The organism is Cupriavidus sp. KB_39 (assembly GCF_052114485.1).
Taxonomy (GTDB): Bacteria; Pseudomonadota; Gammaproteobacteria; order Burkholderiales; family Burkholderiaceae; genus Cupriavidus.
In genome coordinates, this window is the sequence record NZ_JBFREV010000026.1 from 30916 (window position 1) to 44635 (window position 13720).

The 13720-nt window shown below is 66.1% G+C and carries 11 protein-coding genes; 3 read left to right on the forward strand and 8 right to left on the reverse strand.

Going from position 1 to position 13720, the window contains the following annotated elements; all coding sequences use genetic code 11:
* Nucleotides 1–32 precede the first annotated feature (32 nt).
* The 6 genes from AB4Z27_RS19215 to AB4Z27_RS19240 all read right to left on the reverse strand — a co-directional run bounded on the left by AB4Z27_RS19215 (nt 33) and on the right by AB4Z27_RS19240 (nt 5286).
* Complete coding sequence (locus AB4Z27_RS19215) at nt 33–668, reverse strand: MlaC/ttg2D family ABC transporter substrate-binding protein (RefSeq protein ID WP_092299312.1); 636 nt, start codon at nt 666–668, stop codon at nt 33–35.
* Nucleotides 669–904: 236 nt separating this feature from the next.
* Nucleotides 905–1816, reverse strand: coding sequence for an MlaA family lipoprotein (locus AB4Z27_RS19220; protein WP_441645030.1), 912 nt, complete (start codon nt 1814–1816; stop codon nt 905–907).
* Nucleotides 1813–2367, reverse strand: coding sequence for an outer membrane lipid asymmetry maintenance protein MlaD (gene mlaD, locus AB4Z27_RS19225; RefSeq protein WP_092299318.1), 555 nt, complete (start codon nt 2365–2367; stop codon nt 1813–1815). Before mlaD ends, AB4Z27_RS19220 begins: the two co-directional genes overlap by 4 nt.
* A 38-nt stretch (nt 2368–2405) precedes the next feature.
* Nucleotides 2406–3182 (reverse strand): lipid asymmetry maintenance ABC transporter permease subunit MlaE, encoded by a 777-nt coding sequence (gene mlaE / locus AB4Z27_RS19230; protein WP_092299321.1) that lies wholly within the window; start codon nt 3180–3182, stop codon nt 2406–2408.
* Nucleotides 3179–4030, reverse strand: a complete 852-nt coding sequence (locus AB4Z27_RS19235) for an ABC transporter ATP-binding protein (protein WP_441645031.1) — start codon at nt 4028–4030, stop codon at nt 3179–3181. The genes mlaE and AB4Z27_RS19235 overlap by 4 nt, the downstream gene beginning before the upstream one ends.
* Nucleotides 4031–4164: 134 nt before the next feature.
* Nucleotides 4165–5286: a tripartite tricarboxylate transporter substrate binding protein gene (locus AB4Z27_RS19240; RefSeq protein ID WP_092299324.1), complete on the reverse strand. Its 1122-nt coding sequence runs from the start codon at nt 5284–5286 to the stop codon at nt 4165–4167.
* A gap of 195 nt (nt 5287–5481) precedes the next feature.
* On the opposite strand from AB4Z27_RS19240, the gene AB4Z27_RS19245 reads away from it, so the two are divergent.
* The 3 genes from AB4Z27_RS19245 to AB4Z27_RS19255 all read left to right on the forward strand — a co-directional run bounded on the left by AB4Z27_RS19245 (nt 5482) and on the right by AB4Z27_RS19255 (nt 6918).
* A complete protein-coding gene (locus AB4Z27_RS19245) occupies nt 5482–6006 on the forward strand; it encodes a GNAT family N-acetyltransferase (RefSeq protein ID WP_441645032.1) in 525 nt (174 codons plus the stop codon).
* A gap of 145 nt (nt 6007–6151) precedes the next feature.
* Nucleotides 6152–6583 carry an STM2901 family protein gene (locus tag AB4Z27_RS19250; RefSeq protein WP_441645033.1) on the forward strand — a complete coding sequence of 144 codons (432 nt, stop codon included), beginning with the start codon at nt 6152–6154 and terminating at the stop codon, nt 6581–6583.
* Nucleotides 6583–6918, forward strand: coding sequence for a DUF1493 family protein (locus tag AB4Z27_RS19255; RefSeq protein ID WP_441645034.1), 336 nt, complete (start codon nt 6583–6585; stop codon nt 6916–6918). Before AB4Z27_RS19250 ends, AB4Z27_RS19255 begins: the two co-directional genes overlap by 1 nt.
* Nucleotides 6919–7264: 346 nt before the next feature.
* On the opposite strand, the gene AB4Z27_RS19260 is transcribed toward AB4Z27_RS19255, so the two are convergent.
* Complete coding sequence (locus AB4Z27_RS19260) at nt 7265–8728, reverse strand: glutamate synthase subunit beta (protein ID WP_441593421.1); 1464 nt, start codon at nt 8726–8728, stop codon at nt 7265–7267.
* Nucleotides 8729–8849: 121 nt separating this feature from the next.
* Entirely contained in the window at nt 8850–13517 is a 4668-nt protein-coding gene (locus AB4Z27_RS19265) for a glutamate synthase-related protein (protein ID WP_441645043.1), read from the reverse strand.
* Nucleotides 13518–13720: the final 203 nt, after the last annotated feature.

Genomic DNA, 13720 nt, shown 5'->3' on the forward strand with positions numbered 1-13720 from the left:
TGCGGCGTGCTGCGCCGCAACCAGATTCCGCATCAGCTCTTGGCGTTGGCCAGCTGGCGATTGCGGTCCTGCAGGGTCTTGATGACACCGTCCACGCCCTGCTGCGTCACGATCGTGTTGAAGCTGCCCTTGTAGGCTTCGGTCAGCCACGCGCCGAGCACATTGATGTCGTAAACCTTCCAGCCCTGCGGCGTCTTCTCAAGGCGGTAATCCATCTGGATCGGCTCACCCTTGTTGATGACCTGCGTGCGGATCGTGGCGTCGGTGTCCTCGGCCGTGCCGCGGTACGGGCGGAACTGCACCTGCTGGTCGCGGATCTGGGCGATGGCGCCGGCATACGTACGGATCAGCAGCGTCTTGAACTCATCGGTAATGATCTTCTGCTGTTCCGGCGTGGCCTTCGACCAGTTGCGGCCCATGGCGATCTGCGTGGTTTTGCCGAAGTTGGCGTTCGGCAGGATCTTCTGCTCGACCAGCGCCGTGATCTTGCCGAGGTTGCCGGCCTGCATGTCCTTGTCTGACCGCACGGTGGCCATGACCTCGTTCACCACGGTCTTGACCAGCGCGTCCGGCGAGGACGTGTCCGTGGCCTGCTGGGCCTGTGCGGTGCCGGTGAAAGCCAGCACGGTGAAGACAGAAACAAAGGGGACCAACAGTCGCTTCAGCATCGTAAATATCCTTATCTATCAAGGGCTTCGCGTCGGCCAACGCACAACGTCAGGTGCCCAGGTAACCAGCGCGGCAGGCGTGGGGCTGCCAGACCGCGCATTCATTGAAACATAGGCGCTCTGGAAACGTTTAGCATCCGAGCGTCTATTGCGCCGCTTTAAAACACTTTGTTGCAGGGCTCACAGCGCTGGCACAGTCGCCGCGAACCCTTGCCAGCACTGGGCTGGCTAATCAATTACCGGCCGAAGCGCAATGCACCGCCCGGCCCGATCAGGTTCGGGGCCGGCAGCGGCATCGGCTGGGCCGGCTGGGTGCCCTGGTCGGCCGGGGCTTCGCTGGCGGGCTTGTCCTGGGCCGGCGCCGCGTCGGACGGGGCGGTCGGGCTCACCGGGCTGGCCGGTGAAGCGCCCTCCTGGTCCGGGTCATCCTGGGACGGCGGGTTGCCGTCGTAGATCAGGTACTGGCGGCGCTGCATATAGGAATCGCGCAGGAAGGCATAGCGGTCCAGCGCGGCCGCCTCGATCAGGTTCGAGGCGCCCATCAACTGCGAGCGGCCATCGACGATACGCACGCCGGCGGCCGTATTGCGCGCCCACACCGGATAGATATAGGCGGACGGGTCCATCAGGCGGTCCACCAGCATCCCGCCGGTGTCGCGCACGGTGCTCGGGCCGAACAGCGGCAGCACCAGGTACGGGCCGGCCGGCACGCCCCACACGCCGAGCGTCTGGCCGAAGTCTTCCTTGTACTTGGGCAGCCCGGCCGGCGTGGCGATGTCGATCAACCCGCCAATGCCGAGCACGCTGTTGATGGCCACCCGCATGGTGTCTTCCGCCGCGCGCGATGGCTTGCCCTGCAGCAGGTTGTTCGCCGCCGAGTAGACATCGGACATATTCGAGAAGAAGTTGCCGACGGCGGTTCGGACCGGCGACGGCACGTAGTCCGCGTAGACCGTGGCAACCGGCTTCAGCGCGTATTTGTCGACTTGTTCGTTGACCGTCTGCACGCCCCGGTTCAGGGGTTCGAGCGGGTCCTTCGGATTGGCGTCGGGGCCGGTGGCGCAGCCCGCCAGCAGCAGGGCGGCAAGGGCGGCGGCACACAGTTGTCCCGGCGCCCGCGGGCGCCGATGCCTGGCACGGCGGCTCATTTCGCGCCCTCCGTGCCCGGTGCGGCCGGCAGCGCRGCGGCGCCGGAAGACGGCGCGGCAGGCGCGGCCGTGGAGCCGGAACCCCCGCCGGAGCCGGCGTCGGCRGCCTTGTTGTACAGGAACTGACCGATCAGGTTTTCGAGCACAACAGCCGACTGGGTCATCGTGATCTTGCTGCCCTGGGCCAGCATGGCRGTGTCGCCGCCGGCCTCGAGGCCGATGTACTGCTCGCCCAGCAGGCCGGACGTCAGGATCTTGGCCGAGGTGTCCTTCGGAAACTGGTACGACTTGTCCAGGTTCAGCTCGACGGTGGCCAGGTAGGACTTGTCATCGAAGCGGATGGACGCCACGCGCCCCACCACCACGCCGGCGCTCTTGACCGGCGCGCGCGCCTTCAGCCCGCCGATGTTGTCGAACTGCGCCTGGACCGAGTAGGTCTCCTGGAACGAGAAGCTGCTCATGTTGCCGGCCTTGAGCGCCAGGAACAGCAGCGCGACAAACCCCACCACCACGAACAGCCCCACCCAGTAGTCGAGTGATTTTTTCTTCATGCGAGTCTCTTGTCGAATGCGTTTCGTTTGCCGCCGCGTCAGCTGAACATCAGCGCGGTCAGCAGGAAATCCAGGCCCAGCACGGCCAGCGAGGCCATCACCACGGTACGCGTGGTGGCGCGCGAGACGCCTTCCGGCGTCGGGCTGGCCTCGAAGCCCTGGTACAAGGCGATAAACGTCACCGCGATGCCAAAAATGAAGCTCTTGATCACGCCATTCAGCACGTCGGCGCGCACATCCACGCCGCCCTGCATCTGCGACCAGAACGCGCCGGCGTCCACCCCGATCAGCTGCACACCGACCAGATAGCCGCCCAGGATGCCCACGGCGCTGAAGATGGCCGCCAGGACTGGCATGGCAATCACGCCGGCCCAGAAGCGCGGCGCAATCACGCGCTGCAACGGGTTCACGGCCATCATTTCCATGGCGGTGAGCTGCTCGCCCGCCTTCATCAGGCCGATTTCGGCCGTCAGCGACGTCCCCGCACGCCCCGCGAACAGCAGCGCCGAGACCACCGGCCCCAGTTCACGCACCAGCGACAACGCCACCAGCAGCCCGAGCGCCTGCTCGGAGCCATAGCGGTTCAGCGTGTAATAGCCCTGCAGGCCCAGCACGAAGCCGACGAACAGCCCGGACACGGCGATGATCACCAGCGACAGGTTGCCGACGAAGAACACCTGGTCGCTGACCAGCCGGGGCCGGCGCAGCAGCGCCGGGGACAGCGACAGCAGCGCGAAGAATATGCGCGTGGCGTGGCCGACGCCGCCCACGAAATTGCGCACGGCGGCGCCGATGCTGATGAAGAAGGCGGTCAACGGCTACCTCCGGCGGCGAAGTCTTCGGCCAGCGAGGGGCCCGGGTAGTGGAACGGCACCGGGCCATCGGCCTCGGCATGGACGAACTGGCGCACGAACGGATCGGTCGAGGCACGCAGCGCGGCCGGCTCGCCCTCGGCCGCGATCCGGCCATTGGCGATGAAATAGACGTAGTCGGCGATCTGGAACGTCTCCTGCACATCATGGGAGACGATGATCGTGGTGGCGCCCAGCGCGTCGTTGAGGCTGCGGATCAGGTTGGCGGTGAGGCCGAGCGAGATCGGGTCGAGGCCGGCGAACGGCTCGTCATACATCAGCAGCGCCGGGTCCAGCGCAATGGCCCGCGCCAGCGCCACCCGCCGCGCCATGCCGCCGGAGATCTGCGCGGGCATCAGGTCCCGCGCGCCGCGCAGGCCCACCGCGTTGAGCTTCATCAGCACGAGGTCGCGGATCATCGAATCGGGCAGGTCCGCGTGCTCACGCAACGGAAACGCCACATTATCGAAGACCGACAGGTCGGTGAACAGCGCGCCAAACTGGAACAGCATGCCCATCTGGCGCCGCACGGCGTAGAGGCCGGACTGGTCCATGGCGTCGATGTCGGCGCCGTTGAAGGTCACCCGCCCGCTGGACGGGCGCACCATGCCACCGATCAGCCGCATGACCGTGGTCTTGCCGCAGCCCGAGCCGCCCATTACGGCCACAACCTTGCCGCGCGGGAAGCGCATCGACAGGCCGGCAAGCACCGGTTTGTCGCCCGCCGCATAGGCGAAATCGACATCGGCGAGTTCGACGATGTCCGGGCTGATCAGGGACTGGGCAGGGAGGTTCGGTACGGTAGCGGTCACGTTGGCACCGGATTGGGCAGGGCGCCATTATAAGGGCTACCACCTAGACGCGCGGGTTGCTGTGTGGCGACCACTACATTCCAGTCCGGACAACAGTGTTCCCGAAATGGAACAAATCGCCGGATAGTGGCCGGTCAGGGCTCCCCGCCCTGCGTCGACTGGCGCACCAGCATCTGCCACTGGAGGGTGTCGGCGCGGATGGCCGTGGCGAACGCCTCCGGCGAATCGCGCACCGCCGTGAGCCCGGACGCCATCAGCCGCGCGCGCACTTCGCGCTCGTTGGTGACGTTGTCCAGCTCCGTGGCCAGGCGGGCGACGATGGCGCGCGGCGTCTTGGCCGGTGCCATCACGCCATACCAGGCGGTGGCGCCATAGCCATCCACACCCGCTTCCTGCAGCGTGGGCACCTGTGGCGCCAGCGGCGAGCGCTGGCCGCCGGTCACGCCGAGCAGGCGCAGCGCGCCGCTGCGCACGTGGTTCTGCACGGCTGTATACGAACAGAAGCAGGCACTGATCCGGCCGGCGAGCATTTCGAGGACCACGGCAGCCTCGCCCTTGGCCGTCACCAGCGGCACGCCGCTTGGGATGCCGCGCACGGCGTATTCGGCATAGAACTGGGACGGGCTGCCGGGCTGGCCGTAGCCATAGCTATAGGAGCCCGGGCTCGACCGCACCGCCGTGACCCATTGCTGCGGCGTCTGCATCGGCAGGCGCCCRTCGATCACGAGGAACAGCGGCATCGTGGCCACGCGCGCCACGGGCGTGAAGTCGCGCACTACRTCGTAGGGCACCGGCTCCAGGCCGGGCTGGATCAGCATGTTGGCCTGATGGAACAGCAACGTATGGCCATCGGAACTGGACTTGGCGACGACATCGCCGGCCATCGTGCCCGCCGCGCCGGGGCGATTGTCCACCTCGACCGGCACGCCCAGGCGCACCGCGAGACGCTCGGCCAGCAATCGCGCCGTGGCATCGGCCACGCCGCCGGCCGGGAACGGCACGATCATGCGGATGGGCCGCGCCGGGAACGACACGGAACGGTTCAGCAACTCGGGGCGGCTGCCATTGGGAATGCTGGCGAATTGTGCGGTGGCCAGTCCGACGGGAGGCTGCGCGAATGCCACTGCCGCACCGAGGAAGGCGGGCAGCATCAGGACGGCCCGCCAGGAACGGCGCGGAGCCGCCGGGGAGGCAGCGAGTGTTGGCAACTTCGTTTTACCTCGCCAAAGCCGCGACCTTTTGCGCACTTCGGGCATCAATTTCCTCCGGACCACGACRCAAAGGYCATGGCACCAAATCGGCTGAAAGGGATTTCGAGGCAGTCTCTAGTTATCGTTTTTTGGGCATTGTACGAACAATGCCCAGGACGGCACAGACCACGTAAACCATAGCCGGGTGGACCCCAATGGGTGATCGCAGGGCGCAATGGATGGGTCTTTTATAATCGCCCGATGTCTGAAATTGTCCTGCGGCGGATGCTGGCCGCCGACCTGCCCGCCGTGCTCGCCGTCCAGGCGCAGTGCTATGCCGCCACGCTGATCGAATCCACCGACGCCCTCGCCAGCCGCCTCGCGCTGTCGCCCGAAACCTGCTGGGTGGCCGCCCTGCCCGAAGGCCGGCTGGCCGCCTACCTGTTCACCCACGCCTGGCCGGASGCCTCACTGCCCCCGCTCGACGGCGTGCTGGCGCGCGACTGGCCACCCGCCGCGCCCCTCACCTGGTTCATCCACGACATGGCCGTGGCCCCCGCCGGCCAAGGCTCCGGCCTGGCCGCCCKCCTCTACGCCGCCGCCGAACAACCGGCCCGCGCGCTGGGCCTGACGTCGTCACGCCTCATCGCTGTACAGTCCGCCGCCGCCTGGTGGCGCAGGATCGGGTACGCCCCGCTGACCGCACACGACGCCACCCCGCATGCCCAAAAACTGGCCGCCTACGGCGCAGATGCAATCCTCATGGAGCGTAGGTTTGGCGGCTGACGGGAGGCTGACAGGGTGGGCGGTGGCAAGCGCGTCGCGCGTGTTTGACGTGCAGCAAGCCCGACCGGGAACTCGATGAAGTCCGATTTCTTCACCGGCGGTGTGGCGATACGGTTTCCAGCTCAACAGAGTTGGAGATCTACGTATGGGCAACACTTATCGCGATGGCATCCACGAAAACCTTTCGCCCGGAGAATTGTTCCTGCTGGTCACCATCGACGAAACCTGCAAGCAGCTTGGGATTGAAGATTTCGCTACTGTTGGAGCGATTCTGGCGGGCCAGAACTGGGTGCCCATGCGAGGTAAATTTCACGGGGCCACGCCGCGAACCTCCGTGGCTTCAAAACTCGCGCGAACCTACCTGAATGACGATCTGAAGCGAARGATCTTGCCGACTGTCACGAATGCGAGCGTCAGACAACTCAAAGTGTTCATGACGCGAAACCTTGGCACTTTCGTCSGCCGCTCCGTTCCGGTTCTCGGCTGGGCACTCTTCGCTCGAGACGTAGCCATCATCACTGCTAACTCAGTGGGCCAGTACAACCGTTTGGTCAAAAGCGAAGACAGGGCCTTCTAATGACAGACGCCACGCTTGCGGCAGTTACTGCCTTTATCCGGCAAAGCACCGGCCTTCCGGAAGGCCAGCGCATTTCCCGCACCGACAGCCTTGAGCGCGATCTGGACCTGACCGGCGACGAAGCCTTTGATTTCATGGAGGAATTTCTCACGCACTTCGGCATCGAGCGTGGCGACTATGCGTTCCAGCGTTACTTCTGCGAAGAGGGCTTCAGCCYGCTCGAGATCCTCGCCATGCCGTTCTCACGGAAGCTTCGTCTGAAGTACGAAAAGATGCCGCTGACCGTCGGCATGCTGGAACGGGCGATCGAGTCGGGCGCCTGGGAAACGCCATGAGATCCGCGATCCGCTGGCTTGCCCAAGCTTCTTGCATCTGGGGAGTGCTTCTCCTTGCGGCTCTAGCGGGCAACTCGTATAGCTGGATGTACGAGATGGCCCCCTCGATTCCGCGTGGCGCAATCGAGGACGCCTCAGGCAACGAGGCGGTCCTGGCAACCATGGTCTTCCTGGCGATAGCGGCATGGCATGCCGGGCGAGACGCGCATCGGCGAGATGGATGGCGGTGCTGACGATCGCCGCCGCCGCTGTACCGTGGACCATGACGCTCTAGTCCACCCCGTCCACAAAACAAAAAGCCCGCCCGAGAAACCCCGGGCGGGCTCTTTACCTGGAACGCCTGCAATCAGCGCGGCAGTACCGTGTGGCCCATCAGGAAGGCGTCGACGGAGCGGGCGGCCTGGCGGCCTTCGCGGATGGCCCAGACCACGAGGGACTGGCCGCGGCGCACGTCGCCGGCGGCGAAGACCTTCGGCACGTTGGTGTAGTACGCGCGGTCGCCTTCGGTGGAGGCCTTGGCGTTCTTGCGAGCGTCCGTGTCCACGCCGAAGGCTTCCAGCATCGAGCCCACCGGGTTGGTGAAGCCCATGGCCAGCAGCACCAGGTCTGCCGGCAGCACGAACTCGCTGTCCGGCACTTCCTGCATGCGGCCGTCCTTCCACTCCACGCGGCAGGCCTTCAGGGCCTTGATCTTGCCGTTCTCGCCGATGAATTCCTTGGTGGCCACGGACCAGTCGCGCGAGCAGCCTTCGTCGTGGGAGGACGACGTGCGCAGCTTGATCGGCCAGTACGGCCACACCAGCGGCTTGTTTTCCTCGTCCGGCGGCTGCGGCAGCAGTTCGAACTGGGTCACCGACACCGCGCCATGGCGATTCGACGTGCCGACGCAGTCGGAACCCGTATCGCCACCGCCGATCACGATCACGTGCTTGCCGTCCGCGCGGATGTCGTTCAGGGCGTCGCCGGCCACTTCCTTGTTCTGCGGGATCAGGAATTCCAACGCGTAGTGCACGCCAGCCAGCTCACGGCCCGGCACCGGCAGGTCGCGCGGCACTTCCGAGCCACCGGCCAGCACCACGGCGTCGAACTGCTCCATCAGCGACTGTGCCGAGATGGTCTCGCGGGCGTAGTTCACGATGCCGGCGGGCAGTTCGCCTTCGGTCACCATCACGCCAGCCCGGAACGTGACGCCTTCGGCCTGCATCTGCTCGATGCGGCGGTCGATCAGCGTCTTCTCCATCTTGAAGTCGGGGATGCCGTAGCGCAGCAGACCGCCGATGCGGTCGTTCTTCTCGAACACCGTCACGTCATGGCCGGCGCGCGCCAGTTGCTGCGCGGCAGCCATGCCAGCCGGGCCCGAGCCAACCACGGCCACGGTCTTGCCGGTCTTGTGCGCGGGCACCTGCGGCGCCACCCAGCCCTCTTCCCAGGCCTTGTCGATGATGGCGTGCTCGATCGACTTGATACCCACTGGCAGCTCGTTGATGCCGAGCGTGCAGGCCGCCTCGCACGGTGCCGGGCAGATCCGGCCCGTGAACTCGGGGAAGTTGTTGGTCTGGTGCAGGACCTCGATGGCCGTCTTCCAGTCCTGGCGGTACACCAGGTCGTTGAAGTCCGGAATGATGTTGTTGACCGGGCAGCCGTTGTTGCAGAACGGGATGCCGCAGTCCATGCAGCGTGCACCCTGGATCTTCGCCTCGCTGTCGGACAGCGCGAAGACGAACTCCTTGTAGTGCTTCACACGCTTGACTACCGGCTCATAGCCTTCGTTCTGGCGGGGAAATTCGAGAAAGCCAGTCGCCTTACCCATGTTGCGTCCTTGGTCTAGCTGGCGCGAGGCGGCGGGGCCGGCCTCGCGTGGGGTCAGTATCTTGTTGGCGCCGCGGGCATGCCGCGCGGCGTCGTCTCGTGGGGATGGCCGATGCGCGCCGTCAGGCGGCAATCGCCTCGCGGTCGTTGTCGCGGGCGGCCTGCTCCTTGGCGTACATCTCGCCCAGGGCGCGCTTGTACTCGGTCGGGAAGACCTTGACGAACTTGCGGCGCGCCGTGGTCCAGTCCGCCAGCAGCGCCTTGGCGCGCTCCGAACCGGTGTAGCGGAAATGCTGCTCGATCAGGTTGCGCAGGATCACCTCGTCCAGCTCGCGCTTGCCGCCCTGCTTGTGCCACTGCGACTTGGGCTGGCCCTTCTCCTGGTCGGCCGAGGCGAGCACCGCCTCCAGCGCCACCATCGACGTGTTGCAGCGCTTGTCGAACAGGCCATCCTCGTCATAGACRTAGGCCACGCCGCCGGACATGCCCGCCGCGAAGTTGCGGCCCGTGCCGCCCAGCACGACCACCGTGCCGCCGGTCATGTACTCGCAACCGTGGTCGCCCGTGCCCTCGACCACCGCCACGGCGCCCGAGTTACGCACCGCGAAACGTTCGCCGGCCACGCCGTTGAAGAATGCCTCGCCGGCGATGGCGCCGTACAGCACCGTGTTGCCGACGATGATGTTGCGCGTCGGGTCGCCGCGGAACTCGTGCGGCGTGCGCACGATCACGCGGCCGCCGGAGAGGCCCTTGCCGACGTAGTCGTTGCCGTCGCCCACCAGATCCAGCGTGATGCCGTGCGCCAGGAACGCGCCGAACGACTGGCCGGCCGTGCCCTGCAGCTGGATGTGGATGGTGTCGTCGGGCAGGCCCTCGTGGCCATACTGCTTGGCGATCACGCCGGACAGCATCGCGCCCACCGTGCGGTTCACGTTCTTCACCGGCTGGATGAACGACACGCGCTCACCCTTGTCGATGGCCTGACGCGCCTTGGCGATCAGCACATGGTCCAGCGCCTTGCCGGCTTCCACCGACAGACCGTGGTCCTGCACGTCCGTATGGAAGCGCGGCACGTCGGCGGCGAACGCCGGCTGATAGAAGATGCGGCCGAAGTCCAGGCCACGCGCCTTCCAGTGCTCGATGCCGTTGCGCATGTCGAGCAGGTCGGCGCGGCCGATCAGCTCATCGAACGTGCGGATGCCCAGCTGGGCCATGATCTCGCGCGCTTCCTCGGCAACGAAGAAGAAGAAGTTCACCACATGCTCGGGCTTGCCCTGGAACTTCTTGCGCAGCGCCGGATCCTGCGTGGCCACGCCCACCGGGCAGGTGTTCAGGTGGCACTTGCGCATCATGATGCAGCCCTCGGCCACCAGCGGTGCCGTGGCGAAGCCGAACTCGTCAGCGCCCAGCAGCGCGCCGATCACCACGTCGCGGCCGGTCTTCATCTGGCCGTCAGCCTGCACGCGGATGCGGTTGCGCAGGCCGTTGAGCATCAGCGTCTGCTGCGTCTCGGCCAGGCCCAGCTCCCACGGCGTGCCGGCGTGCTTGATCGACGACCACGGCGAAGCGCCGGTGCCGCCGTCATGGCCGGCGATCACCACGTGGTCGGCCTTGGCCTTCGCCACGCCGGCCGCCACGGTGCCCACGCCCACTTCGGACACCAGCTTGACCGAGATGTCCGACACCGGGTTCACGTTCTTCAGGTCGTGGATCAGCTGTGCCAGATCCTCGATCGAGTAGATGTCATGGTGCGGCGGCGGCGAGATCAGGCCCACGCCCGGCACCGAGTAACGCAGCTTGCCGATGTAGTCCGACACCTTGTGGCCGGGCAGCTGGCCGCCCTCGCCAGGCTTGGCGCCCTGGGCCATCTTGATCTGGATCTGGTCGGCCGACGCCAGGTACTCGGCGGTCACGCCAAAGCGGCCCGATGCCACCTGCTTGATCTTGCTGCGCAGCGAGTCGCCTGCCTGCAGCGGCAGGTCACGCTCGATCACGTGGTCGCCCAGCAGGCCCTTGAGGGTATCGCCCTGCTTGATGGGGATGCCGCGCAGTTCGTTCCGGTAGCGCTTCTCGTCCTCGCCGCCTTCGCCGGTGTTCGACTTGCCGCCGATGCGGTTCATCGCCACGGCCAGCGTGGTGTGGGCTTCGGTCGAGATCGAGCCGAGCGACATGGCACCCGTGGCGAAACGCTKCACGATGTCCTTGGCCGACTCCACTTCCTCGAGCGGAATGGCGCGCGACGGATCGACCTTGAACTCGAACAGGCCACGCAGCGTCATGTGACGGCGGCTCTGGTCGTTGATGATGTTCGCGTATTCCTTGTACGTCTGGTAGGCACCCTTGCCGTCATCGGCGCGCACCGAGTGCTGGAGCTTGGCCACCGARTCCGGCGTCCACATRTGCTCCTCGCCSCGCACGCGGTAGGCGTAYTCRCCGCCGGCTTCGAGCATGGACTCGAGCACGGGGTTGTTGCCAAACGCGTCGCGGTGCAGGCGGATGGCTTCCTCGGCAACCTCGAAGATGCCGATGCCTTCCACGTTGGACGGCGTGCCGTGGAAATACTTCTGCACCAGTTCGCGCGACAGGCCGATGGCCTCGAAGATCTGCGCGCCGGTGTAGGACATGTACGTGGAGATGCCCATCTTGGACATCACCTTGAACAGGCCCTTGCCGATGGCCTTGACGAAGTTCTTGACCGCCTTCTCCGGCGACAGGTCGCCMGACAGGCCGGYGGCCATGTCRGCCAGCGTTTCCATSGCCAGGTACGGGTGGACSGCCTCGGCGCCGTAGCCAGCCAGCAGCGCGAAGTGGTGCACTTCACGCGCGGAGCCGGTTTCCACCACCAGGCCGGCGGACGTGCGCAGGCCCTTCTCCACCAGGTGATGGTGGATGGCCGACGTCGCCAGCAGTGCCGGAATCGCCACATGATCGGCATCGACGCGGCGGTCGGACACGATCAGGATGTTGTAGCCCGAGCGCACGGCATCAACGGCCTCGGCGCACAGCGACGCCAGGCGCGCCTCGATGCCTTCCTTGCCCCATGCCGTCGGATAGCAGATGTTCAGCTCATAAGCGCGGAACTTGCCACCGGTGTAGTGCTCGATGTTGCGGATTTTGGCGATGTCCTTGAAGTCCAGCACGGGCTGGGACACTTCGAGGCGCATCGGCGGGTTGATGTTGTTCAGTTCGAGCAGGTTCGGCTTCGGGCCGATGAACGACACCAGCGACATRACCATGTTCTCGCGGATCGGGTCGATCGGCGGGTTGGTCACCTGGGCGAACAGCTGCTTGAAGTAGTGGTACAGCGTCTTGTTCTTGGACGACAGCACGGCCAGCGGCGAGTCATTGCCCATCGAGCCGGTGGCTTCCTCGCCGGCCAGCGCCATCGGCGCCATCAGGAACTTGACGTCCTCCTGCGTGTAGCCGAAGGCCTGCTGGCGGTCCAGYAGCGGCGCCACGGGCTTCTTCTCGGCGGCCACGTCCTCGGGCTTGGCTTCGAGTTCGTCCATCTTGATGCGCACGGCATCGATCCAGCTCTTGTACGGCTTGGCRTTGGCCAGGTTGTCCTTGAGCTCCTTGTCGTCGATGATGCGGCCCTGTTCCATGTCGATCAGGAACATCTTGCCGGGCTGCAGGCGCCACTTCTGCACCACGCGCGACTCGGGGAACGGCAGCACGCCGGCTTCCGAGGCCAGCACGACCACGTCGTCTTCCGTCACATAGAAACGGGCCGGACGCAGGCCGTTACGGTCCAGCGTGGCGCCGATCTGGCGGCCATCGGTGAAGCAGATGGCGGCGGGGCCGTCCCACGGCTCCATCATGGCGGCGTGGTACTCGTAGAACGCGCGGCGGTTGTCGTCCATCAGCGTGTGCTGTTCCCASGCTTCCGGGATCATCATCATCATCGCGTGGACGAGCGGGTAGCCGGCCATCGTCAGCAGTTCGAGGCAGTTGTCGAACGATGCGGTATCCGACTGGCCCGGGTAGATCAGCGGCCACAGCTTGGGCAGGTCGTCGCCGAGCACCGGCGACGAGATGGCGCCCGTGCGCGCGTTGACCCAGTTGACGTTGCCCTTGACCGTGTTGATTTCGCCGTTGTGGGCGACCATGCGGTACGGGTGGGCAAGCTCCCAGGCCGGGAAGGTGTTGGTGGAGAAGCGYTGGTGCACCAGGGCCAGGGCCGAGACGGCGCGCGGGTCCTGCAGGTCGAGGTAGTACTCGCCCACCTGGGTGGCCAGCAGCAGGCCCTTGTACACCACGGTACGGGCCGACATCGACGGCACGAAGTATTCCTTGCCGTGCTTGAGCTTGAGCGCCTGGATGGCGTGGCTGGCGGTCTTGCGGATGACGTAGAGCTTACGTTCCAGCGCGTCCGTGGTCATGATGTCGCGGCCACGGCCAATGAAGATCTGGCGGATTACCGGCTCGGTGGTGCGCACCGTGGGGGACATCGGCATGTTGCAGTCCACCGGCACGTCACGCCAGCCCAGCACGACCTGGCCTTCCAGGCGCACCGTGCGCTCGAGCTCCTGCTCGCAGGCCAGGCGCGAGGCGTGTTCCTTCGGCAGGAAGATCATGCCCACGCCGTACTCGCCGTTCGGCGGCAGGGTCACGCCCTGCTTGGCCATTTCCTCGCGGTAGAACTGGTCCGGGATCTGGATCAGGATGCCGGCGCCGTCGCCCATCAGCTTGTCGGCACCCACGGCGCCGCGATGGTCGAGGTTCTCGAGGATCTTCAGGCCCTGCGAGATGATCTCGTGCGACTTGCGGCCCTTGATGTGCGCAACCATGCCGACGCCGCAGGCGTCATGCTCGTTGGCCGGGTCATAGAGGCCCTGCGCTTGCGGGCGGGCGGCGGTATCGATGGGATCGGCGGGGTGTTGCGAGTGGTCCACGGGCTGAATTCCGGTGAAGGCAGCGCGCGCGGCAAGGCAGACCGAACGGGGGTGGCTGGATGCAGGCGCCTCTTTGACGGGCGGATGGCAGGCAGCGG